This is a genomic window from Halorientalis litorea (assembly GCF_023028225.1).
GTDB lineage: Archaea > Halobacteriota > Halobacteria > Halobacteriales > Haloarculaceae > Halorientalis > Halorientalis litorea.
Map to the genome: position 1 here is coordinate 826,690 of NZ_CP095482.1, position 22,466 is coordinate 849,155.

At 65.6% G+C, this 22,466-nt stretch carries 30 protein-coding genes and 1 tRNA gene; 10 read left to right on the top strand and 21 right to left on the bottom strand.

Annotated elements, in window-relative coordinates; all coding sequences use genetic code 11:
* Position 1: 1 nt before the first annotated feature.
* Genes MUG95_RS04460 through MUG95_RS04540 form a run of 17 tightly spaced genes read right to left on the bottom strand, consistent with a single transcriptional unit; the run spans position 2 to position 8,988 of the window.
* On the bottom strand, positions 2-394 hold the full coding sequence (locus MUG95_RS04460; RefSeq protein WP_247009872.1) for a 30S ribosomal protein S8: 393 nt from the start codon (positions 392-394) through the stop codon (positions 2-4).
* Positions 391-600, bottom strand: a complete 210-nt coding sequence (locus tag MUG95_RS04465) for a 30S ribosomal protein S14 (protein WP_247009873.1) — start codon at positions 598-600, stop codon at positions 391-393. The genes MUG95_RS04460 and MUG95_RS04465 overlap by 4 nt, the downstream gene beginning before the upstream one ends.
* Positions 597-1,130 (bottom strand): 50S ribosomal protein L5, encoded by a 534-nt coding sequence (locus MUG95_RS04470; RefSeq protein ID WP_247009874.1) that lies wholly within the window; start codon positions 1,128-1,130, stop codon positions 597-599. The genes MUG95_RS04465 and MUG95_RS04470 overlap by 4 nt, the downstream gene beginning before the upstream one ends.
* Positions 1,127-1,921, bottom strand: a complete 795-nt coding sequence (locus tag MUG95_RS04475) for a 30S ribosomal protein S4e (RefSeq protein WP_247009875.1) — start codon at positions 1,919-1,921, stop codon at positions 1,127-1,129. Before MUG95_RS04475 ends, MUG95_RS04470 begins: the two co-directional genes overlap by 4 nt.
* Positions 1,918-2,280 carry a 50S ribosomal protein L24 gene (rplX, locus tag MUG95_RS04480; protein ID WP_247009876.1) on the bottom strand — a complete coding sequence of 121 codons (363 nt, stop codon included), beginning with the start codon at positions 2,278-2,280 and terminating at the stop codon, positions 1,918-1,920. The genes MUG95_RS04475 and rplX overlap by 4 nt, the downstream gene beginning before the upstream one ends.
* On the bottom strand, positions 2,277-2,675 hold the full coding sequence (locus tag MUG95_RS04485) for a 50S ribosomal protein L14 (protein ID WP_247009877.1): 399 nt from the start codon (positions 2,673-2,675) through the stop codon (positions 2,277-2,279). Before MUG95_RS04485 ends, rplX begins: the two co-directional genes overlap by 4 nt.
* Positions 2,675-3,040, bottom strand: a complete 366-nt coding sequence (locus MUG95_RS04490; RefSeq protein WP_247009878.1) for a 30S ribosomal protein S17 — start codon at positions 3,038-3,040, stop codon at positions 2,675-2,677. The genes MUG95_RS04485 and MUG95_RS04490 overlap by 1 nt, the downstream gene beginning before the upstream one ends.
* Positions 3,031-3,321, bottom strand: a complete 291-nt coding sequence (locus MUG95_RS04495; RefSeq protein WP_247009879.1) for a ribonuclease P protein component 1 — start codon at positions 3,319-3,321, stop codon at positions 3,031-3,033. Before MUG95_RS04495 ends, MUG95_RS04490 begins: the two co-directional genes overlap by 10 nt.
* 4 nt (positions 3,322-3,325) lie before the next feature.
* A complete protein-coding gene (rpmC, locus tag MUG95_RS04500) occupies positions 3,326-3,532 on the bottom strand; it encodes a 50S ribosomal protein L29 (RefSeq protein ID WP_247009880.1) in 207 nt (68 codons plus the stop codon).
* Positions 3,529-4,455: a 30S ribosomal protein S3 gene (locus tag MUG95_RS04505; protein WP_247009881.1), complete on the bottom strand. Its 927-nt coding sequence runs from the start codon at positions 4,453-4,455 to the stop codon at positions 3,529-3,531. Before MUG95_RS04505 ends, rpmC begins: the two co-directional genes overlap by 4 nt.
* Positions 4,455-4,928 (bottom strand): 50S ribosomal protein L22, encoded by a 474-nt coding sequence (locus MUG95_RS04510; protein WP_247009882.1) that lies wholly within the window; start codon positions 4,926-4,928, stop codon positions 4,455-4,457. The genes MUG95_RS04505 and MUG95_RS04510 overlap by 1 nt, the downstream gene beginning before the upstream one ends.
* Positions 4,929-4,931: 3 nt before the next feature.
* Positions 4,932-5,354 carry a 30S ribosomal protein S19 gene (locus MUG95_RS04515; protein ID WP_247009883.1) on the bottom strand — a complete coding sequence of 141 codons (423 nt, stop codon included), beginning with the start codon at positions 5,352-5,354 and terminating at the stop codon, positions 4,932-4,934.
* The gene (locus MUG95_RS04520) at positions 5,351-6,085 is read right to left on the bottom strand and encodes a 50S ribosomal protein L2 (RefSeq protein WP_247009884.1); all 735 of its coding nucleotides are present in this window, start codon (positions 6,083-6,085) and stop codon (positions 5,351-5,353) included. The genes MUG95_RS04515 and MUG95_RS04520 overlap by 4 nt, the downstream gene beginning before the upstream one ends.
* 1 nt (position 6,086) lies before the next feature.
* Positions 6,087-6,341, bottom strand: a complete 255-nt coding sequence (locus tag MUG95_RS04525; RefSeq protein WP_247009885.1) for a 50S ribosomal protein L23 — start codon at positions 6,339-6,341, stop codon at positions 6,087-6,089.
* Positions 6,338-7,081 (bottom strand): 50S ribosomal protein L4, encoded by a 744-nt coding sequence (rpl4p, locus tag MUG95_RS04530; RefSeq protein WP_247009886.1) that lies wholly within the window; start codon positions 7,079-7,081, stop codon positions 6,338-6,340. The genes MUG95_RS04525 and rpl4p overlap by 4 nt, the downstream gene beginning before the upstream one ends.
* Positions 7,078-8,094, bottom strand: coding sequence for a 50S ribosomal protein L3 (locus MUG95_RS04535; RefSeq protein ID WP_247009887.1), 1,017 nt, complete (start codon positions 8,092-8,094; stop codon positions 7,078-7,080). Before MUG95_RS04535 ends, rpl4p begins: the two co-directional genes overlap by 4 nt.
* A gap of 6 nt (positions 8,095-8,100) precedes the next feature.
* Positions 8,101-8,988, bottom strand: a complete 888-nt coding sequence (locus MUG95_RS04540) for a putative RNA uridine N3 methyltransferase (protein WP_247009888.1) — start codon at positions 8,986-8,988, stop codon at positions 8,101-8,103.
* 202 nt (positions 8,989-9,190) lie between these two features.
* On the opposite strand from MUG95_RS04540, the gene MUG95_RS04545 reads away from it, so the two are divergent.
* A tRNA-Gly gene (locus MUG95_RS04545) sits at positions 9,191-9,261 on the top strand.
* A gap of 550 nt (positions 9,262-9,811) precedes the next feature.
* Here the strand turns inward: MUG95_RS04545 and MUG95_RS04550 are convergent.
* Positions 9,812-10,189 (bottom strand): hypothetical protein, encoded by a 378-nt coding sequence (locus MUG95_RS04550; protein ID WP_247009889.1) that lies wholly within the window; start codon positions 10,187-10,189, stop codon positions 9,812-9,814.
* 85 nt (positions 10,190-10,274) lie between these two features.
* Complete coding sequence (locus MUG95_RS04555) at positions 10,275-10,787, bottom strand: hypothetical protein (RefSeq protein ID WP_247009890.1); 513 nt, start codon at positions 10,785-10,787, stop codon at positions 10,275-10,277.
* Between the two features lie 82 nt (positions 10,788-10,869).
* On the opposite strand from MUG95_RS04555, the gene MUG95_RS04560 reads away from it, so the two are divergent.
* Positions 10,870-12,180, top strand: a complete 1,311-nt coding sequence (locus tag MUG95_RS04560) for an NAD(P)/FAD-dependent oxidoreductase (protein WP_247009891.1) — start codon at positions 10,870-10,872, stop codon at positions 12,178-12,180.
* 1 nt (position 12,181) lies between these two features.
* Here the strand turns inward: MUG95_RS04560 and MUG95_RS04565 are convergent, their stop codons facing one another.
* Positions 12,182-12,787, bottom strand: a complete 606-nt coding sequence (locus MUG95_RS04565; RefSeq protein WP_247009892.1) for a DUF6149 family protein — start codon at positions 12,785-12,787, stop codon at positions 12,182-12,184.
* A 147-nt stretch (positions 12,788-12,934) separates the two neighbouring features.
* Between MUG95_RS04565 and MUG95_RS04570 the strand changes: the two genes are divergently transcribed.
* From MUG95_RS04570 to MUG95_RS04605, 8 genes are all read left to right on the top strand, one after another.
* Entirely contained in the window at positions 12,935-14,173 is a 1,239-nt protein-coding gene (locus MUG95_RS04570; RefSeq protein ID WP_247009893.1) for an NAD(P)/FAD-dependent oxidoreductase, read from the top strand.
* Between the two features lie 41 nt (positions 14,174-14,214).
* On the top strand, positions 14,215-14,409 hold the full coding sequence (locus MUG95_RS04575; protein WP_247009894.1) for a hypothetical protein: 195 nt from the start codon (positions 14,215-14,217) through the stop codon (positions 14,407-14,409).
* A 41-nt stretch (positions 14,410-14,450) separates the two neighbouring features.
* A complete protein-coding gene (locus MUG95_RS04580) occupies positions 14,451-14,867 on the top strand; it encodes a DUF7124 domain-containing protein (protein ID WP_247009895.1) in 417 nt (138 codons plus the stop codon).
* A gap of 81 nt (positions 14,868-14,948) precedes the next feature.
* The gene (locus MUG95_RS04585) at positions 14,949-15,776 is read left to right on the top strand and encodes a DUF7847 domain-containing protein (RefSeq protein WP_247009896.1); all 828 of its coding nucleotides are present in this window, start codon (positions 14,949-14,951) and stop codon (positions 15,774-15,776) included.
* Positions 15,777-15,885: 109 nt separating this feature from the next.
* Positions 15,886-16,419 carry a DUF5815 family protein gene (locus MUG95_RS04590; RefSeq protein ID WP_247009897.1) on the top strand — a complete coding sequence of 178 codons (534 nt, stop codon included), beginning with the start codon at positions 15,886-15,888 and terminating at the stop codon, positions 16,417-16,419.
* A 203-nt stretch (positions 16,420-16,622) separates the two neighbouring features.
* Complete coding sequence (locus MUG95_RS04595; RefSeq protein WP_247009898.1) at positions 16,623-16,850, top strand: hypothetical protein; 228 nt, start codon at positions 16,623-16,625, stop codon at positions 16,848-16,850.
* Positions 16,851-17,100: 250 nt separating this feature from the next.
* Positions 17,101-20,334, top strand: coding sequence for a carbamoyl-phosphate synthase large subunit (carB, locus tag MUG95_RS04600; RefSeq protein ID WP_247009899.1), 3,234 nt, complete (start codon positions 17,101-17,103; stop codon positions 20,332-20,334).
* Positions 20,335-20,673: 339 nt separating this feature from the next.
* On the top strand, positions 20,674-21,363 hold the full coding sequence (locus tag MUG95_RS04605) for a hypothetical protein (protein ID WP_247009900.1): 690 nt from the start codon (positions 20,674-20,676) through the stop codon (positions 21,361-21,363).
* A gap of 21 nt (positions 21,364-21,384) precedes the next feature.
* On the opposite strand, the gene carA is transcribed toward MUG95_RS04605, so the two are convergent.
* Complete coding sequence (gene carA / locus MUG95_RS04610) at positions 21,385-22,428, bottom strand: glutamine-hydrolyzing carbamoyl-phosphate synthase small subunit (protein ID WP_247009901.1); 1,044 nt, start codon at positions 22,426-22,428, stop codon at positions 21,385-21,387.
* Positions 22,429-22,466 lie beyond the last annotated feature (38 nt).

Genomic DNA, 22,466 nt, shown 5'->3' on the forward strand with positions numbered 1-22,466 from the left:
TTTAGTATACGTATGCGATGACTTGGCCACCGACGCCCTCCTCGCGGGCCTCGTAGTGGCTCATGACGCCGTGGCTCGTCGTCACGACGAGGGTCCCGTAGTCACGAGCGGGGAGGAATCGCTTCTCCCACTTCTCGAACTCGTCCGCACCCGCCGCGTAGCGGGGCTTGACGGGGCCACATTCGTTGATGGCGCCTTTCAGTTCGACCTCGAACTCACCGGCTTTGCCGTCGTCGACGAAACTGAAGCCGTCGATGTACCCGCGGTCGTAGAAGACTTCGAGTACGCTGCCGATTTCGTTCGAGGCGGGCGATATCGTCTGTTCGAGATGGCCGACGCTCTCGGCGTTGTTCAACCCCGAGAGCGCGTTGGCGAGTGGGTCAGTTCCAGTCATGAGTACTTCTTGAACCCCATACCGCGTGCGATTTCGCGGAAGCACTGTCGACACAGCCAGATATCGTACTTGCCGACGAGACCCTGCTCGCGGCCACAGCGCTGACACGCGCGGAGTTGCTCGGTCCGCTTTGCGGTCTGTTCACCGGTCGGGTCGCGTTCGGCCTCCGTCTCGGCCTCGGGGTCTTCCGTTTCGCTTTCGCTCATTCGTTCACCTCCACGTCGAAGGTCGACTCGACGAACGGGACTGCGTCGTCGGGGTCGAGTCGGTGGTTCGTCGGAATCGAGCGCGACGCCTTGTCGCGCTTGCGGACGCGGTAGCCCGGGCGGACGAGGTTGACCGTCACGTCCAGCCCGTAGATTCCGATGGTCGGGTCGTACTCCTGACTCGGGAACTCGGTGTGTTCCTCGACGCCGAAGCTGAAGTTGCCCGTGTCGTCGAACTGCGAGGCCGAGAGGTCGGCCAGCGGCAGTGCCGTCTCGAGGAACTCCTCGGCGGCGTCGTCACGGAGCGTGACCTTCGTCCCGATGGGGTCGCCCTGCCGGATGTTGAACTCGCCGACCGTCTCCTTGGCGGTGGTGCGAACCGGCTGCTGGCCCGTAATCTCCGTGAGGATGTCTTCGGCGTTGGCGAGTTCGCGGCCACCCTGGCCGATACCCATGTGGACGACGACCTTCTCGATGCGCGGTTCGCGCATCTCGTGGAAGTCGGCCCCGGAGTCGGAGTCCGAACTCATTCGTCATCACCACCGTCAGACTCCGTCTGACGAGACTCGGACTCCGTGTCGGAGTCCTCGCCCGTGAAGTTCTCGTCGATGACCACGACGTACTCCGCGACAGTCTCGAAGCCACCGGCGGCTTCGCCGCCTTCCGAGTCTGAAGCCTCGCTATCCCCGTCGTCCTGTTCGACGATGACGTTGTTGGCCGAACTGCCCGGCGTGACCTGAATCTCATCGATGGTGCCGATTTCGCCGGCGTGAGCACCGTCGACGGCCGTCACGAGCGCGCCTTCCTCGTAGGGGAAGTGGGCGACGATTTCCTCGCCGTCGTTGGAGACGACGATGGAGTCGCTGCCGTTGTACTCGGTGTCCTCCTCGACGAGGAGCGTCTCGCCGTCGTGGAGCGTCAACTGCACGTCACCGCCGCCGACGTGTTGCTTGTTGACGATTTTGCCGAGCTTCGAACCGGCGGATTCCTCGTCGATGGGGGTCAGCGCCAGCCGACCACCCTCGCCGGGGAACACGCGGTAGTACTCTTCGCGCTCGGTGAAAGCCATGATGTCGAACATGCCCACCGGGCGTTCCTCGTCGGACACCGCCGTCCCGTTGATGAGGACGTTGTCCTGGTTGAGGGCGTAGCGAGCCTCCTTGCGGTTGTCCACGTAGCCCAGCACGTCCCGCAGGACGATGAGCAGGGGAACCCCTGCTTCGCCGTGCGGTCCGGCATCGGCCTTGACCGTGAACGTCTCTGTCTTGCGCTCGACGGGCCACGAGTTGGGCACCGACAGTCGCTTCTGGTGTTTCGTCATGCGCTATCGTCCTCCGATTCGAGTCGCTGTTCGCGCTTCTCGTCGCTCAGGTCGAGGCTCGTCACGCGGAGGTTGCTGGCGTCCAGCGGCCGGGGGACTTCCTCCCCGTCGGCCGTCTCCTGCGTGACGTCCTCGACGTGCACGACGCTGTCTTTGAGGTCGACTGCGACCACGTCGTTCTCCTCCCCGGCGTAGTCGCCGCGGAGGACTTCGACCGTGTCGCCCTCGTTGACGCGCACGTTGCGCTGGCCGTACTCCTCTCGGAGGTCCTCGGCCAGCGTCGCGCGCACCTGTGAGTGACGCTCGTGCAGCGGCGCGCGTTCGGTCTGCGTTCGCTGTTTGGATGGTTGTCCTGTCATACTATCATCGTCGCCGTGCTGGCGACAGCTCCGAACCGTTCCGCGACTTCCCGTGCGATGGGTCCTTTGAGTTCGGTACCGCGGGGTTCCTCGTTCTCGTCGATGATGACCGCCGCGTTGTCCTCGAACTTCAGGCGGGTGCCGTCGGGTCGTCGGATGGGCTTGCGCTGGCGGACGACGACCGCCTCCAGCACCTGCCGCCGCATCTCCGGCGTCCCCTTAGTGACGGAAACCGTTATCTTGTCACCGAGTCCGCCCTTCGGGTGGCGGTTGTGCGTCCCGGAGTAGCCCGAGATGCTGATGACCCTGAGTTCGCGTGCGCCCGTGTTGTCGGCACACGTGACGAGCGAGCCTTTCTCCAAGCCCTGCGTAACGTCCGCACCGAGGGCCTCCATCACTCGTCACCTCCGAGGTCCGCGGCCGCCACTTCGGTGGGGTCCGCCTCTGCCACGCGTTCCACGACGACGTGGCTTTTGGTCTTCGAGAGCGGTCGTGTCTCTGCGATACGGACCGTGTCGCCGACCTGCAAGTCCATGCACGGCGCGGCGTGAGCCGACACGCGCGACCGCCGTTTCATGAACCGGTCGTACTTGGGTACCTTCACGTCGTACTCGCGTTCGACGACTACGGTCTTGTCCATGTCTGTGGAGGCGACTTCACCTTCGAGCGTCTGCCCACGCACGCCGAGCGTGCCGTGGAACGGGCAGTTCTCGTCGGAGCAAGTCTCCTCCGGTTCTTCTACGTTGAGTCCTAGCGCCATTTCGAATCACCTGTTCGTTCCGTTCGTCTGGCCGGGCGTTCGACGAGTACGTCGCCCTCGACGGTGACCGTCTCACCGGTCGGGAGCGAGAACTCGAACGTCGCGTCGGCTTTCGGAACCTTCCTGACCCGCCCGCTGTCGCTCTCGATGGAGAGCGTCCGCGTCGTCTCGGCCACGACGTCGCCGTCGATACCGACGAGGTCGGGGTTGGACGCGGCGGCCACCCGCACGGGGAGGCCGATGAGTTCGTGTCGTGTCAGCGTCGCGGGTGTCAGTGCCATTGTGTTACTCCAAATCGCCTTCTTCCCGCTGAATCGTCTTGATTCGCGCAATCGCCTTGCGAATCTCCTTGATGCGCCCCGGGTCTTCCGGCGCGCCCCCCGCGGCCTGCACGGCCTGGGAGTTCAGCAGTTCCGTCTCGAGGTCGTCCAGTTCCGCCTTCCGTTCGGCAGGCGTCATGTCACGGATTTCGCCTGGGTGGAGGATGGTCATTCGTCGTCACCCTCCTCGGCGTCTTCCATCTCGTCCATCAGTTCCTCCGCTTCCTCGGCGGCCTCCTCGTCGACTTCCTCCTCGATTGCTTCGTCGAGGTCGTCGATGTCGACGTCGTCGGGTTCCTCCTCCGGCACCTCGACGTCGTCCTCGACGACCTCTTCGACGACTTCTTCGTCGACGGCGGCGTCGCCTTCGGGTTCGGCGGCTTCCGCGGCCGCGTCGTCGGCCTCGGCGGCCGCGTCCTCGCCCTCGCCCTCGGGTTCACCTTCGAGGAGGTCCTCGACGCTCTCGTCGTCCACGTCGGCGACGTAGTCCTCGACGTCCGCGTCCTCGTAGATGCGGAAGTCGTCGGGGAGCTGGGCGTTCGGCGGGATGATTTTGACCTGCACCCCGATGGTGCCGAGCTTCATCACCGCGACGCCCTGCCCGGAGTCGACGATTTCCTCGGCGGGTTCGCCGTTGTGCTTGATGTACCCGCGGTTGAACTTCTCGACGCGCGAGCGGGCACCGGTGACCTTCCCGGAGAGGATGATTTCGGCCCCGAGCGCGCCGGATTCCATGATGCGGTCGATGGTGGTGTGACCGGCCTTCCGGAAGTACCAGCCGCGTTCGAGGGCGTTCGCCAGTCGGTCCGCGACGATACGGGCGTTCAGGTCCGGTTCCTCGACTTCCTGCACGTCGATTTGCGGGTCTTCGAGGTTGAACCGGTCTTCCAGTTCCGTCGTGACCTTCCGGATGTTCTTCCCGCCCTTGCCGATGACCATCCCGGGCTTCTCGGCCTTGAGGACGATTTGGGTCCCCATCGGCGTCTTGGCGACTTCCATGCCGCCGTAGCCCGCGCGGCCGAGTTCGTCCGCGAAGAACTCGTCTATCTGGGTCCGCTGGAGGCCGTCCTCGATGAACTGGTGTTCGTCAGCCATCAGGCATCACCCTCCGCGTCCGGGTCCTGCAAGACGAGTTCGACGTCCACTTCCGGCGTGTTCCACTCGGTCGCACGCCCCATCGCGCGGGGTTTGCGACCCTGTGACTCGCCGACTTTGTGGGCGGCGACGTGGAGAATCTCCATGTTCTCGCCGTCGTAGCCCTGGTGGTCGGCGTTGCCGATTGCGTTCTCGAGCAGGTCGATGAACGCCTCGCTGGCTTTCTCCGGGAAGCGGCCCGCGTCCCAGCCGTCGATGTCGTTGCGGTGACCGACGCCGGAGTTGTGCTGGCGGAAGGGGACGGAGCGGTCGCCGTCCACGACCGCTTCGAGGTACGACACCGCGTCGCTCGCGGTCATGCCCTTTATTTCCCGGGCGATGGCTTTGCTGTGCTTGTGGCTCATCTGCCGGTCCCGAAGCATCGCTTTCGCGGTGGTGTCCGGGTCCGTGTCGATGGAGTAGCTGATTCCCATGGTTTACTTGAGTGGCACGAACTTGGAGGAGCGTGTCGCCCCGATACCGGCCTGTCCGTGCTCGACGTCCGACCGGGTGAGCTGGAACTCGCCGAGATAGTGACCGAGCATCTCGGGTTCCACTTGGACACGCTCGAAGCTCTGCCCGTTGTGGACGGCGAAGGTGATGCCGACGAACTCCGGCAGCACCGGCATGTCGCGCAGGTGCGTTCGGATTGGGTCGTTGGCCGTCTCCTCCTCGCCAGCCTCGCGGGCTTCTTCGAGCAGTTTCTGCTTCTCGACGGACAGGCCGCGCGTGATACTTCGCCGCTGGCGTGCGGGGAGCAGTTCCGCGACTTCCTCGAGGTCCATCTCCTGCAACTCGTCTAGCGTGTGGCCGCGATAGGAGAACTCTCCCTCGTGACCGATTTGATACTCAGAACTCATTGGCTGTCACCGCCCTTGCCGCCACGACCGGTCTTGCGCGAGGAGATGTCCCCGACCTTCCGGCCCGGCGGTGCGTTCCGCGAGACGGACTTGGGCCGACCGGGGTGCTGGCGTCCGCCACCACCGAACGGGTGGTCGACGGCGTTCATCGCCACACCGCGCACGTTCGGCCACTTCGTCCCGCGTGCCTTCATCTTGTGATGCTTGTTGCCGGCCTTGACCATCGGCTTCTCCGTCCGGCCGCCACCGGCGACGACGCCGATGGTCGCCCGACAGTCCGGGTCGAGGCGTTTGACTTCACCGCTGGGCAACTGCACGACCGCGACCGAGCGGTCGTGGCTCATCAACTGTGCCGAGACACCCGACGCGCGGGCGAACCGCCCACCGTCGCCGGGGTTGGCCTCGACGTTACAGACCGGGACGCCTTCCGGGATTTCCGCGAGCGGAAGCGTGTTCCCGGCCTCGATGGACGCCGAGATGCCGACCTGAATCTGCTCGCCGATGCCCACGCCCTCGGGCGCGAGGACGAGTCGCTGGTCGCCGTCCTCGAACTCGACGGCCGCGACCGGCGCGCTCCGGGCGGGGTCGTGTTCGATGTCGACGACCGTGCCCGAGACCACGTCGGCGTCTTCGACTGTCCGGTGCGAGAGGTCCGCCTTGTAGCGGTGCGACGGGGCCCGGAACGTCGGGCCACCGCGTCCGCGTCGTTGTCCCTGAATTCGTCGTCCCATCTCAGAACACCCCGATTCGGGAGGCGACTTCCTCGGCGTCGTCCTCCTCCGAGAGTTGCACCGTCGCTTTCTTCGTGCCCTTCATCGTGACCATCGTGTTCACGTCGACGATGCCCACGTCGAACTGCGCCTCTATCGCGTCGGCGATGTCCGCCTTGTTCGCGTCGGCGTCGACGATGAACTCCAGTTTGTTCTGGAAGTCCATCTTGTCCATCGCCTTCTCGGTGACGTGTGGGTGGTGGAGGACCGAACTCATCGGTCGCCCACCTCCTCGACGGCACTCTCCGTCCAGACGGTCAGCCGTCCGGGGTGGCCGCCGGGTGCGAGGTCTTCGGCGTTGACCTCGCCAGCCGTCGCCACGTCCGCGCCCGCGAGGTTGCGGGCGGCCCGAGACGGTTCCTCGCTCGTCACGAACAGAATCGAGGACGGGCGGCGGTACTTGCGTCCGCGCGCCTTCCCCTGTCCGGCCTTTATCTTCGTGTCGTCTGCGCGCTCGATGTCGGCCGCGAGGCCGAGCGTCTCCAGCACGTCGACGACCGCTTGGGTCTTCTCCAAGTCTTCGAACTCGTCGTCGACGACGACGGGAAGTTCGACGCCGTCCTCGAACTCGTGCCCGCGCTCGCGCACGGTGTCGGCGTCCGCCGTGGCCGCGATGGCCGAGCGGACGGCGAGTTGGCGCGTCTTGTCGTTGAGACTCTTCGTGCGGTCCTTCTCGGTCTTGGGCGGGTGGGCGCGTCGCCCACCGACGGTCTGTGGGACGCGGCGTGCCTTGCCACCCTCGCGGGGGACGTGGGCACTCCCACGACCGGAGCCGAACGACTCGGCCGGCGTTCGGAGGCCAGCGTAGTCGTCGCTCCCGTAGTCCTGTTTCCGGTTCGCCTGTGCGGCGTCGACCGCTTGCCGGACGAGGTCCGGTCGAAGCGGCGTCTCGAAGACGTCCGGAATCTCCCGGTACTCTTCGCTGTCGCCGTCCAGAGTGCGTACTGTCGCTTTCATCCTTGGTTACTCTCCGTCGAGACGTAGCGCACCTCGGGGTCGAGGCGCGGTTGGTCGGTCGGTCGCACGGCGGGACGGAAGCGCAGGACGCGCTGGTCCGGCCCGGGGAGCGAGCCCTTGACCAGCGCGTACGGACCGTCGACCTCGCCGTAGTTGACGAAGCCGCCGTCGACGGTCGCGTCGTCGCCCTCACCGAGGTCGACGAGACGCTTGTTCAGTTCCGTCCGCTGGTGGTAGCCGGTCTGGCCCTGCTGGGGCACTGTCGACCGAACGCGGCTGGGGTTCCACGGGCCGAGGTTGCCGATGCGGCGTTTCCAGCCCTGTCGCTTGTGTTTACCCTTGCGCTTTTGGACGCCCCAGCGTTTGACGGGACCCTGCGTCCCCTTGCCTTTCGTGATGCCGGACACGTCCATGTACTCGCCCGCGCGGAACACGTCCGTCATGGCGTGTTCGCCGCCGTCCGCCACGAGGTCGAGGCCGAACTCGACGCGGTCTTCGAGCGAGCCACCGCCGACTCGCGTCTCCATCACGTCGGGTCGCTTCTTCGGGACGCCCGGGATGTCGTCGGGGACGGTGTGCGTGATGACACGCACGTCGGCGACGTCGCCGCGGTCGACTGCCTCGCGCAGGTCGTCGCCGGTTGTTTCGGCACCTTGGTCGCCCGGCAGGTCCAGAGCGCGGTCGAGTTCCGCGTGGAACTCGTCGGTCCAGACTTCCGTGAGCGGCCGTTTGCCGTACGGTGTGTCTTCGTATGCTCGCAGCGCGACGGCGCGCATCGGCGGCGTCTCGACGACGGTCACCGGAACGGTCTCTTCCATCCCCTCGCGCGGGGACTCGGGTTCGTCGTTGATGAGAACGACGTGTGTCATACCGGCCTTGTACCCGGCGAACCCTTGGAGACCCGGCTGTCCGTCGTCGTCCGGCCAGGTGTTGAACCGCGGCACCTCGCCAGCCGCACGACTACGCGGGCCGAAGCCCAGCGAGCCTTTTCGTGGTCTGCTTGGTTGTGGCATTCTGATTCACTCCGTGAGTGAGAGGCACGCGAGGACGGCGAACATCGCTTCTTCGGTTCGCACGACCCCGCTGCCTTGATTCGGAACCGCATTGAGCCAGAGGTCGAACCGGGACCCATCCGGTTCGTCGTCGGCAGATGCCGTCAGTTCTCGCTCGGTCTCTCCGCCGCCCTCGGACGCCGCCGACACCGCGTCGGCGTCGACGCCGAGTATCTCCGGCAGGCCGCGTTCGGGCGCGCCGAACGCAACCGTCATCCCGCACTCGCTGGCGTCGGCGACAACCTCGCCCAGTCGGGTGACTGTGAGCTGTTCGCCGTGCCGCGAGGTAGCGACGCGAACGCCTGCGTCGTCGCGCGAGAGTTCCGTCGAGAGGTCCGCAGTCACAACGTCGAACCCCGGAAGGGGCTCGTCGACGATGCGAGCACGGACCGGCCGTCGCGAAGAGACCCTGATGGTTACGCGTTCCCCCTCGCCGAGTTCCGTACCGTCCGGAACCCGGAGGGAGACCGGGTGTTGCAGTCCGCAATTGACCCGAACGCGCCCCTCAGATCCGACCTCGGTCACGATTCCCTGTCTTAACGACCCCGATTCGTCAGAACCGGAGCCGGTCCGTGGTGTCACGCGGAGCGGCGGCAGGACGCCCGCGTACTCTAGTTCGTCCCGCCGCCCCCACACCTCCTTTCGGAGGTAGGGGGGCGTGGCGGCGTACCGCAGCACGGTTTCGACGAACCCGCCACCGAACTGGCCCTCCGCCCCGGAATCGGGGAAGACGACCAAGCGGTCGACCCGAAACACCGCCGCCGCGCGGGCGACGTAACCGAGTTTGCGAGTTGCCTCGCGTTTGTCCTCGGCTTCTCGGGTCAGCGATGACGGCACGAGTACGCTGACTGTCATGCCGTGACGCTTCCACGCCACGCCACTAGACTGTGCCGAAACGTTCTTTCCTCCCCATTTAAAAAGTGGTCGGTTCACGCGCGCGTTGAGACGCGTTCCCATGGGTCAGGCGGGGGTTCGGGACGGGCGTCGGTGCCACACAGCACGGCGATTGGCCCCCTTTCGGAAGCCTTATACTACTCACCCTGAAACTGAGAAGTGCGCGCTGGTGGTGTAGTGGTATCACAGGACCCTGCCACGGTCCTAACCCGAGTTCAAATCTCGGCCAGCGCATTTCTGTCGAGCGCAAGTCCGTGAGCGGCCGCTTTGTGGTCGCTCACATCCGCGCGAGACGAAATCGCCCCGAGATTTGAACGAGAGGAGACGCAGCGCGAGCGGAGCGAGCGACCGTCTCCGCGTAGTTCACAATCTCGGCCAGCGCACTTCTACGGCGAACATCACCGCGAGCACCTCGTGTGCTCGCGTCCGTGAGCCGTGAAGTCGCACCGAATTTGAACCCTAGCAGTCGCAGCCCGCACAGTGAGCGAAGCGAACGAGCAGGACCGTCTGCATCCGGTTCAAATCTCGGCCAGCACGCTACCACTTTTTACTTCGTCGGGTTCGCGCTCCGCGCGAACCACTCTCTGCTCACGGGCACTTCGTGCCCGTTCGCACGGTATGCGGGACCTGCGGTCCCGCACTACTCGCAAAAACGTGGAGAAAAACAGCCGCGAGTCGCGCCTGCGGCGCGCTCGCGTATGACAGTCTTCCGTCCGACGCCATAGCACAATCAACGCCATAAGTGTCGCTCGCACCGTCACGCACCAGAAAACAGTCCCGGCCGTCAGGACTGCCGTTGTCGGACGACCAGGACGACGAGGAGGACGACGAGGAGCAGTTGGACCGCCTTGTCGAGGTAGCCGACGGTCGTGAAACTGCCCTGCTTGACGACGTACCAGAGGGGTATCTGGACGGCGGTGTACGGGATGGCCGCGGCCGTCAGCAGTCGTCGTCTGGTTCCCCGAACGTACAGGAGGAGGCCACCGACGAATCCGACCCCGGCGAGGAGTACCGGTGGGGCACCCTCGACCACCCCTGCGTACAGGTGCGTCAGTGCGGTGATGCCGACGAGCGCGAACACGGCCAGTTCGAGCGTGGAGAACCCACCGCCCCGCACTCGCGTCGCGTCACCCGACTCGGCCGAAGTGCTGTCTGTGGCCATGTTTACAATATTGTGAAGTTAGTACAAAAGCATTCCGGGGCGTCACCGAGCCGAAGGGGAGATGCGTGACGGCCGGCACCGCGCGTTATCCGCCACAGTCAACGGCGGTGTCAGTGTTCCCGTCTACATAGAGGGTGACCGAGGCGTCGAGGTAGGTCGCTCGGTACGAGCAGCTGAGGGTGCCGTAGTTGCTGATGCGGTCGGCCCCGACGGGCCACGCGGCGTACACCACCGAGACGTTCGCCGAGATGTCCTCGTAGACCGTACTGCGCCCGCTGTCGGGGTCGAGACGGAACGCACGGTTCTGGACGGTCGCACCGACCACGGAGAGGTTGGTCGCGTTCCGCAGGGCCGCGGGCCGAATCTCGCTCGTCCCGGTCACGAGGAGGCGGCGGGTCGACCCGTTCCGGTAGGTCACGTCCACGGCCTCGAAGCCGTCGGGGACGACGGCGGTCCTGACCTCGTGAGTGGTGTCGGCGCGGTTCGTGACCGACACGGACACGTCCGTCGTCGGTCGGTCGTCGACGATGGGGACCGAACAGCCGGCGAGAACGACGGCGACGGCGAGAGCGAGGAGGGCGTGACGGAGCGTCGGCATAGCACCGTTCCGGCACGGAGGGGCAAAAACCCACGGGCGGCGACAGCAAAACACACATCCGGGACGGTGCAGAAGGGAGGGTATGATAGGCGTCGTCGGGGGTGGTCTCGCGGGACTGGCTGCGGCCTACCGGCTCCAGCGTGCGGGCCACGAGGTGCAGGTGTTCGAGGCGGGCGAGTCTGTCGGCGGCCTCGCGGCCACCTACGAGACGGCGGGCGACCCCATCGAGACGTTCTACCACCACCTCTCGAAGTCCGAGGAGACAATCGTCGAACTGGCCGCGGAGTTGGGGCTGGGCGACCGGATAGAGTGGCGCGTCGGCAAGAACGCCTACTACGTCGACGGCGTGGTCCACCCGCTCGACACGCCGTGGGAAATCGCGGCCTACCCGCACCTCTCGCTCCGGGACAAGTTCCGGTTGGCGATGCTCACCCTCGAAGTCGACGCGCGCGGGTGGCTCCCCGCCTTCGACACTTACGACGACTTGCAGGACTTCGAGGACGTGCCGGTCGAGGAGTTCCTCGTCGAGCACACGACGCGGGGCGTCTACGAGAACTTCTGGCAACCGCTGCTCGACGCGAAGTTCGGGTCCCGGACGGACGACGTGAGCGCGGCGTGGCTACTCGGCCGCGTGAAGTTCCGCGGCGAACGGGACCTGCTGCGCGGGGAGATTCTGGGCTATCTCGACGGCGGGTTCGCCCCCTTCGTCGACGCGCTGGTCGACGCCGTCGGCCGGGAGCAGGTCACCACCGGCGCGCGAGTGACCGACCTCGGCATCGCGGACGGTGCAGTCCAGTCGCTGACAGTCGAGGACGCGACGGGCGTCCGGACACATGACGTGGACGCGGCCGTCGTGGCCGCGATGCCGAACGTGTTGGAGTCGCTGACGGGCTACCCCTGCGACATCGACTTTCAGGGGACGGTGTGTTCGGTTTGGAGCATGGACGAGTCACTGACCGACACCTACTGGCTGAACATCGCCGACGACGCCCCGTTCGGCGTGTTCATCGAGCACACGAACTTCGTCCCACCCGAGCGATACGGCGGCGAACACCTCTACTACACGGCCAGTTACGTGCAGGACCCGAGCGAGGACCTGTGGGGGATGGACGACGACACCGTCGAAACGCACTGGCAGGAGGGTATCGCGGACCTGTTCCCGCAGTTCGACCCCGCGAGCGTGAACTGGGTCGAGACGGCCCGGAACCCGCGGACTGCACCGGTCTACGAGCGGGGATATCTCGACATGGTGGTTCCCTACGACCTCGGCGACGCGGTGGCGGACGGCGTCTACTACGCCGGGATGGCAAGTAGAGCGCAGTACCCCGAGCGAAGCCTGAACGGAGCCATCGAAGCCGGGTTCGCGGCGGCGGACGCCCTCGACAGCGAGTGAATCAGTCGGCGTCGGCTTCGTCCACGTCGTCGGCTGCGACGCCGGGGGCGTCCCCGACGTCGACGTTCTCGGGTTCGTCCTGTCCGCCGACGACCACCTCGCCGTCGTCGGTTTCGACGTACACGTCGTCGGCGAAGCCGCCCTCCGCGTGGGGGTGTTCTGGGTCGTCCAGCTTCTCGGGCGTCGACGGGGCGTCGGCGACGCCGCTGGCGGGCCGGAACGCCCCGAGTGGGTCGGCGATGGTGATGCCGTGGGTCTCGAAGAAGTCGCGGTAGCGTTCGTAGTGGTCGACCAGTTCGTCGCTGGGGAACTCCATCATCTCGGTCCAGCCGTGGTTGTAGAAGTCGAAGTTGGCCTGCACGTGGGTAATCTCCCGAGCCTCGGCCTCGGGATAGCCCGCCTCCAGTGCCGCGACGTAGGTGTCCATCGTGGCGTCGAAGAAGTCGTCGAGGTGAGCGCGGCGTTCCGCTTGGCGGGCCTCGTCGGCCTTGTCGAGGAAGACCTTCGTGTGCAGGTCGACCAGCCAGTCGTTGGTTTTCTGTCCGACGACCGGCATGGTCAGAGCCTTTTTAGCGGCCCAGTGGCGGACGTTCTGGCGTATCTTCATCTCGACATCGCTAGGGCCGCAAGTCCCTAAAACGTCCCGATACCCCGAGAGGCGACTGAACGGGCGCGTCGGCGCGCTGACTGGACACCTTGGCGATGGTTGTGGAGATGGCAATGCACATTACCCCGCGTCCGCAAGTACCCGTACATGAGCGCGTCGCACGTGATTATCGGAGACGGCATCGCCGGGAGTTCGGCTGCCGAGACCATCAGGGAGCAGGACCCGGACGCCGACGTCACCGTCGTCACCGAAGAGGGAGAGGCACTCTACAACCGCATCCTCATCAAAGAGTTCGCCAAGGGGAAGCTACCGGAGGCACCCATCTCTATCCACGAACCCGACTGGTACGCCGAGCGCGACATCGACCTGCAACTCGACACCGTCGTCACCGGCATCGACACCGACGAGAAGGTCGTTCACACCCACGAGAGCGGGACCATCGAGTACGACAAGCTCCTGCTCGCCACGGGCGGGACGCCCACACAGCTCCCCGTCGACGGCTCCGACGCAGACGGCGTCCACCACTTCTGGACCTTTCAGGACGCGCGCGCCATCCGCGAACACGCCGACGCGGCCGACACGGGCATCGTCGTCGGTGCCGGGCTGCTCGGCATCGACCTCGCGGCCATCTGTGCCGCACAGGACATCGACGCCCACTACCTGATGCGCGGTAACCGGTGGTGGCGCTATGCCCTCTCGCTGGAGGGTGCCGAAATCATTCACGACGCACTCGACGAGAACGGCGTCACCCCCGTGTTCGACTCCGGCGTCGACCACTTCGAGACGGACGACGACGGGCAGGTCACCGGCGCGGTGGACCCCAACGGCGACCACTACGAGGGTGATTTCGTCGGCGTCGCCATCGGCCTGAACTTCAACACCGAGTTCCTCCACGACACCGCAGTCGAACTCGATGACGGCATCGTCGTCGACGAACACATGGCGACCAACGTCGAGGACGTGTACGCCGCCGGTGACATCACGCGCTTCTACGACACTATCCTCGGCGACTACACGCAGAACGGCGCGTGGGGGTCGGCCAAGGAACAGGGTGCCGTCGCCGGCATGAACATGACGGGCGACGACGAGGAGTTCCGCTGGGTCCCCTCCTACTCCATCACACACTTCGAGTTCCCCTTCCTCTCGTTCGGCCACCCGACCATCGGCGACGAACACGCAGAGCGCAAGTACTCCGACACCGAGTGGCGGCGGTTGGCGTTCAAGGACGGGCAGTTGGTCGGCGGCGTCCTCATCGGCGACCTCTCGCCGCAGTCAGCGTACAAGCAACTCATCCGCGAGGAACGCGACGTGGCGGACCAAGCCGAGGTCCTGCTCGAACAGAGCGTCGACTTGGAGAAACTCGACGCGCCGGCGACTGCCGAGTAACCGAACGCACCTTTTTGTCCGTCGCGGTCCAAACTCCGCGCATGCTCCGCGCACTCGTCACACGCCTCCGTGAGTGGGCCGAGCGTGACGACGACGAGGGGTTCGTCCGCTCGCGGTTGGACGCGTCGGTACTGTACGCCCACGGACAGGGCGACGCCGAGGCCGAGCGCGAGTTGGCGGCCGTCTCCGAGGAGGCCGCCGACCTCGCCGAGGCACGGGAGCAGGCCCGGGACTGAGGACCGACGGTCTTTTCTCCCGGCACTGCCGACCGAGGGGTATGAACGGCGGCGGGAGCAGCGACATGACCCTTGCCTTCGAGTTGGCCGCGCTCAAGCGGCTCGCACACCCTGACTCGGTCGTCTCCGACGCGCGTCAGTGGAGCGAGTACGTCGGCGTCGTCTCGGAGAAGCCGACTTACGTGGTGACCAACTTCACGCGCAAACACCGCATCAGACAGGACTTCTTCTCCGGGCCACGGGGCCGCGAGGAGAGCCTCGGGAACGTCAAAGGGCAGTTCGAGACGGACCGGCACGTCTTCGTCGGGACCGACGACGAGGAAGACGCGGCACTGGCCGAGGCAGTCGGCTGGGAGTACCTCCCCATCGAGGACGCCGCCGAAGCGGCCGGGTGGGAACTGGGCGAACCCGAGTCCCCGGACGACGACGAGGAAGAGACACGCGACGACTGGCCCTGAGCCGACCGGCGTCGGCCCCCGCTACGTGTGTCGCCCGGCTAAAGCGGGCATTTTACGTATCAGGCAGTTGACGGCGTTCGTATGTCCCTCCAGATAGACGAAGCCCTCCGGGAAGGGTTCAACCGGACGATTGCACGAAGCGGACTGATTCTCGTCGGCGTATTCCTCGTGTTCAGTATCGCGAACGCAGTCGTCGCACAATCGTTCTCACAGCAGATGCTGGAGTTCGCCCAGCAGTTTTCTGACCAGCCGATACAGTCCGGACAGAACGCGGGGCAGGTGCCCTTCGCGCCGGGCGGCGGGCAGCAGACGCCGCTGGCGGTGCCTCTCCCGCTCCCGGTTCTAGGGCTGCTCTCACTCGTCGGTGCCATCGTCGCGGAGGCGATTCGTATCGTCGCGATTCGCGTGTTCGCCAGCGACAACACCGAGTCGGTGCCCGGCGAGACGGTGCGGCGACGTATCGTCTTGGCGACGCTGAACGGCGTCGTCGGCGGATTCGTCGTCTACCTCCTCACCGCCATCGGTCTCGTGTTGCTCGTCGTGCCCGGTGTGTACATCGCGCTCTCGTTTTTCTTCGTCCGGCAGGAAATCGCCGTGGCGGACAAGAACTTCATCGACGCGCTGCGTGACAGTTGGTCACTGACGGCGGGGAACCGGTGGGAACTGCTCGGCCTCGCAGTTATCGTGTTCGTCATCAACCTCGTCGCCAGCAGTCCGACGATAGTGCTCGCGTTCCTCGACCAGACCGTCGCGACCCTCTTGGGCCTCGTCATCGGGTCGTTCACCGCAGTCTTCGGCATCGCGGTGGCGACGCGGGCCTACGCGCAACTGACGGACGAGCGAGCCGCGACGGGCGGCGACCCCGACGAAGGAGCGGCCAGCGACTGGGACGACCCGGCGAGCGTCTAACCCCGGACGTGCCGAGAGCGGTGTGGCGAACCTCGGATATTTTTGACCTGCGCGGGCGAGCGGTGCGAGTTCGCGGCGTTTAACCGGCCCAAGTGACAAACACGAGGCGATGGCAGAACCGCGCGTGCCGGGCGGGGGCGGAACGGGTATCGACTTGCCTTGCGGCGAGACCGTCTCGGTCCACGACCTCGACATGGGACTCCGGGAGTTCGACTGCCGGTGTGGGGAGGCCCACGCCGTCGTGATGGACATCCATCCGCTCGGACGGTTCGTCCCGGAGTCGATGGCCGACGTGCTCCGTGCGACCATCGAACCGGCCGACGACTTCGAGGAGTTCACGACCGCACACTTGCTGGGGATGGTGTTGGAGGAATTCCCCGACGCAGTCGTCGCTGAAGACGTGTCCGAGGACGGCGACGTGGGGTACACGCTCGTCTGGGTCGCGGAGTTCGACGCCCGACGACTCCACGAAGTCGTCGTCGAGTTGCTGGTCGAGTTGATGGAACACGCGATGAGTCACGCCGAGGACGACGAGGCGATGGCCGAGTTCGAGTCACAGATGCTCGACTTCGACGTGGCCGAGTTCGTGGAGACGTATCGGGCTCAGAGAGACTTCGAGTCCGAGCACGACTCGGCGGTCTGAGTCGTGCGCGGCGAGCAGTCCCAGCGGGAGTCCCACGCGGCACCGAGCGTGTGGGATTTCTTTCAGTCATCCGCTGACAGAACCGAATTCGTATGACAGTCGATGCCAATCGGTGGCAGTCCGCTGTCAGGTGGTTCGCGTGGAATGTTCGTCGTACGGATGTCTGACGGCGTTTAATGTGATTGTAGGGCATGTGTATGCGTATGCGCTTACGGCAGGGAGAATTCGAGCGGATACGGTCCGTCCTGAGCGACGCCGACGCCGAGGAGCCCCTGACAGCGCGCGAAATCCTCGACGTACTCGACGAACACGGCGAGGAGTTCGACAGTGCCCACCGCGTCGCCACGGTGCTTGGCCGGCATGCCGAACGTGGCGACGTCGAAGTCATCCGGGACCAGCCCTATCGCTACCGGTTCCGGGACGGCTCCTAACCAGCGGGGACCGCGGCGCGGCGGCGCGCTCCCGAGAGCCGCGACAGTGTTTTGTTGCCCCGTTCAGTCGATAGCGGACAGTCCCTAGACTGTGCTGGCACCCCGAGGAGACTGCGACCGGACGCGGCCACACCCCGCGCTGTGATGTGTACGCCGGCACGTCAGCACTACAATACGAATTTCGAAATTCGACTACGATGCTCGCAACCTTTCGCCGGGCTTATTACGATGTGCGGACTCGGGACGGACAATGACAGCGAGTGCAGACGACGAGAGTCCGGCGGACCCGGCGGCGTCCGAGGACAGGACGATACTGCTCATCGGGAGCGGCCCGATCAAGATCGGGCAGGCCGCGGAGTTCGACTACTCCGGCGCGCAGGCCTGCCGCGCGCTCCAAGAGGAAGGTGCGCGAGTCGTCCTCGTCAACTCGAACCCGGCGACCATCATGACGGACCCGGAGATGGCCGACAAGGTGTACCTCGAACCCATCAACACCGAGGCCATCGCCGAAATCATCAGGAAGGAGAAACCCGACGGCGTCATCGCCGGACTGGGCGGCCAGACTGGACTGAACGTCACCGCGGAACTCGCCGAGGAGGGCGTCCTCGACGAACACGACGTGGACGTGATGGGGACGCCGCTGGATACCATCTACGCCACCGAGGACCGCGACCAGTTCCGCCAGCGGATGGAAGCCATCGACGAACCGGTCCCCAAGTCCGAAACCATCGACGACATCGACGAGGTGGAGGACGCCGTCGAGTCGGTCGGTGGCCTGCCGGTCATCATGCGGACCACCTACACACTCGGCGGACAGGGGTCGGGCGTCATCGGCGACATGGACGAACTGAAGGAGGCCACGCGGAAGGGCCTCAGCCTCTCGCGGGACGACCGTGTGATGATTACCGAGTCCATCGACGGCTGGATAGAACTGGAGTACGAGGTGATGCGGGACGCCGACGACTCCTGTATCATCATCTGCAACATGGAGAACATCGACCCGATGGGCATCCACACCGGGGAGTCCATCGTCGTGACGCCCTCGCAGGTCATCCCCGACGAGGGGCACCAAGAGATGCGCGACGCCGCGCTGAAGGTCATCCGCGAACTCGGGATTCAGGGTGGCTGTAACATCCAGTTCGCGTGGCACGACGACGGCACGCCTGGCGGCGAGTACCGCGTCGTCGAGGTCAACCCGCGCGTCTCCCGCTCCTCCGCACTCGCGTCGAAGGCGACCGGCTACCCCATCGCCCGCGTCACGGCGAAGGTGGCGATGGGCAAGCGACTCCACGAAATCGAGAACGAGATTACCGGCCAGACAACCGCGGCCTTCGAACCGGCCATCGACTACATCGTGACGAAGGTGCCCCGGTGGCCCAAAGACAAGTTCCGCGACGTCGAGTTCGAGTTGGGGCCGGCGATGAAATCGACCGGCGAGGCGATGGCCATCGGCCGGACATTCGAGGAGTCGCTGTTGAAGGCACTCCGGAGTTCCGAGTACGACCCGGCCGTCGACTGGGACGACGTGAGCGACGACGAACTCGAAGAGAAGTGGCTCACACGGCCGACACCCGACCGGACCTACGCCATCTTCGAGGCGTTCGAGCGCGGCTACACCGTCGGGGAAATCAACGACCTGACCGAAATCCGGGAGTGGTACCTCGAACGCTACAAGCGCGTCGCCGACGCCGCCGAGGCCGCCGCTGCGGGCGAGTTCGCCCTCGCCGCCGAGGAAGGGTTCACCGACCACGAGATTACCGCCATCGCGGGCGGCGAGTTCAACGACACCCACGCCTCGTGGCTCCCGGACCGCGACGAGTCCAATCAGGTCAGTGCTGGCGAGGTACAGACGGACGGTGCGGGCGTCACCGTGGACGATGTAGACGCCGAGACGGCCGACCGGACGTTCAAACAGGTCGACACCTGCGCCGGGGAGTTCGCCGCCTCGACGCCGTACTACTACTCCTCACGGGAACCGCTCTCGGGACTCGGCCGCGACGAGGTACAGGTCGACCGCGACGTAGAAAGCGTCGTCGTCGTCGGCGGTGGTCCCATCCGCATCGGGCAGGGCGTGGAGTTCGACTACTGTTCGGTCCACGCCGTGCAAGCCCTCGAAGCGATGGGCATCGACGCCCACGTCGTCAACAACAACCCCGAAACTGTCTCGACGGACTACGACACCAGCGACGGTCTGTTCTTCGAGCCGATTACCGCCGAGGAGGTTGCCGACGTGGTCGAGGCCACGAACGCCGACGGCGTGATGGTCCAGTTCGGCGGCCAGACATCCGTCGACATCGGCGAACCGCTCGAAGCCGAACTCGACCGCCGTGACCTCGACTGCTCGGTCATGGGCACCTCCGTGGAGGCGATGGACCTCGCGGAGGACCGCGACCGCTTCAACCAGTTGATGGACGAACTCGGCATCGCACAGGCCGAGGGTGGGACCGCGACCTCGGAGCAGGAAGCCCTCGAAATCGCGCGCGACATCGGCTATCCCGTCCTCGTGCGCCCCTCCTACGTCCTCGGCGGCCGCGCGATGGACGTGGTGTACAACGACGAGGACCTCAAGACGTACATCGAGGAAGCCGTCCGTGTCTCGCCGGACAAGCCCATCCTCATCGACGACTTCCTCGCCGACGCCGTGGAACTGGACGTCGACGCCGTCGCCGACGGCGAGGACGTCCTCATCGGCGGCATCATGGAACACGTCGAGACGGCGGGCGTCCACTCCGGGGACTCGGCCTGCATGATTCCGCCGCGGTCGCTCTCCGAGGAGACGCTGACCCGCGTCCGCGAAGTCACCGAGGACATCGCCACCGCGCTCGATACGGTCGGCCTGCTGAACGTCCAACTCGCCGTCCGCGACGGCACGGTGTACGTGCTGGAAGCCAACCCCCGGTCCTCGCGGACCGTCCCGTTCGTCTCGAAGGCGACGGGCGTCCCCATCGCCAAACTCGCCGCGAAGGTGATGGCCGGCGCGACCCTCGAAGAACTGGACGTGGACGAGCAGATTCCCGACCAAGTCTCCGTCAAAGAGGTCGTCCTCCCGTTCGACCGCCTGCCGGGCAGTGACCCCCGTCTCGGTCCGGAGATGAAATCGACGGGTGAGGTCATGGGCACCGCCGGGTCGTTCGGGAAGGCCTACCAGAAGGCTCAGATGGCCGTCGGCAAGGCGATTCCCCTCGAAGGCAACGCCATCGTCGACCTCCCGGTCATCGGCTTCGAGGACCACTTCGACGTGACCGACCTCGAAGACGCCGACGTGGAGGCCGTCAAGCAACGCCTACGCGACGGCGAGGTGGACCTCGTCGTCTCGCGCAACCGCGAAGTGCTGGAGGTCTGTGTCGAGGAGACCATCACGTACTTCTCGACCATCGAGAGCGCGGAGGCCGCGCTGGAAGCCATCGAATCGGCCGACCAGCCGCTCAACGTCCAGGACATCGCGGCCCGCCCGAAGGACCGCCGCGACTGGGGGAGCTTCTAACCACCGACGCCTGTTTTCCGCCCGCCCCGTCTGCTCGCCCGTTCCAGCCCTGCCGGGAGCCGCGGAACCGGCGTCCTACAGTTCGAGTCGAGACGACAGTCCACACGACGCTCGGAACCTGATCACGCGAGCAGGAAGTCGTCCGACCGATAAGAACGGCGTGATATTTTCATCTTCTGTGGCATCGCCCGATATTTCTTCAGTTATTTCGGTATTAACACACGTAAGTACACTCAATAACCCCTATAACAGTACGTTCGTAATAGTAATGCCAGTGGGGGTGGATGATTACCGTGTGAATCAGACGATGACTGTCGCGGCCATTGCCACCGGGCACAGATGACGGACGGGGAGGTTGCCGACGAAGCGTTTACGCTCGCCGAGATGGCACCCGACGATTCGGTGACAATGGCGATCCTCGCCGGGCGTGAGTCCCAGTTCTCGAAGACAGCACCGCTACACGAACCGCCGGTGTCGTATCTCGACGGGACCGAAGCACCGGCGTACGTCCTGACGAACGCCAAGCGTGGTATCGGCCTCGGCAACAAGGGCAACACCGTCGCACCCGACGGGGACCGCCGCACCGTCGTGCTGGTGACCGGCCGCCGGACGCTCTGTCTCGTCGGCCAACAGGACGGAGACGAGGTTATCGAAATCCCACACGAGTCGGTCGCGGCGACGAAATACAGTCGCGGCCTCCGGAAACACAGACTCGTCCTCCGCACGCCACGGAGCGCGTACCACTGCTGGGTTCACCGGAAGACCGAAGTCGACCTCCTCGAACGGGTAACCGAGTTCATCGGCGACCACCAGCAAGAGGAGCCGGAAACCGTCTCCGACGACAGCGCGGGACGGGTCATGTGGCGTGGCCGCCCGGTCAAGCGCGACACTGGGGCTGGCGACAGCGCGGACGAACCGGCCGAGGAGGAGCGTACCTCGGACGAGTCAGACGAGAGTGCGGGACAGCCGATGTGGCGTGGCCGCCCGGTCAACGGCGACGCGGGAGCCGGCGGTGACGGGACGAACTGACTGAGGAACAGTTCTGCGTGTCTACTCTTCGGTCATCGCCAGCACGTCGTCGAAGAACGAGAGGGAGTCGTGCGGGCCGGGGTTGGCCTCGGGGTGGTACTGGCGGGTGATGATGTCCATCTCGTCGTTCTCCAGGCCCTCGGGCGTGTCGTCGTTGACGTTGATTTGCGTGACTTCGAGGGGACCGTTGTCGGCGACGGTGTAGCCGTGGTTCTGCGTGGTCATCACGACTTTGTCGGTCCGGAGGTCACGGACCGGCTGGTTGACGCCGCGGTGACCGAACTCCATCTTCTCGGTGGACCCGCCCAGCGCGCTGGCGACGACTTGCTGGCCGAGACAGATGCCAGCGAGCGGCGTCTCGCCGGCGTAGGCGTCGACGACGGACTTCGCCTGCTCGAAGTTCTCGGGGTCGCCGGGGCCGTTCGAGATGAACAGCAGGTCCGGGTCGACGGCACGCACGTCGTCCTCCGTCGCGTCGTACGGCAGGACGTGAACGGTCGCGTCGCGTTCGACCAGCGAGTCGGCGATGGAGCCTTTCGCCCCGCAGTCGACCAGCGCGACGGTCGCACCCGACCCGTCCGCGTTGTGCGTCTGCAGTTCGTCGACGCTGACCTGCGCGCCGATGTCGGTGTGGTCGGACATGTGCTTGCACTGGTCGAGTTCGGCCAGCGCGTCCTCCTCGGTGGCGTCGGGGCCGGCGGCGATGCCACACTTCATCGCGCCCTCGTCGCGGATGCCCGTGACGAGTTCGCGCGTGTCGAGGTTGTCGACGGCGGGCGCGCCCTCCTCGCGGAGCCACTCGGCCACGTCGTCGGTGAGTTCGCGGGCGACGACGCCGTTCGGCTGGACGCGGTCGGACTCGAACCGCTCCGCTCGGACGCCGTAGTTGCCGATGAGCGGGTACGAGAACGTCAGTATCTGTTCCTCGTAGGAGGGGTCAGTCAGGCTCTCCTCGTACCCCGTGTAGGCAGTCGTGAAGACCAGTTCACCGCGGGTCGTACCCGGAGCGCGGGCGCGCGCCTCGACGACGCGTCCACCCTCGATAGCCACGTAGGCGTCCGACATTACGAGATGCGTATCCTCCCTCCGTTCATAAGCCTTGC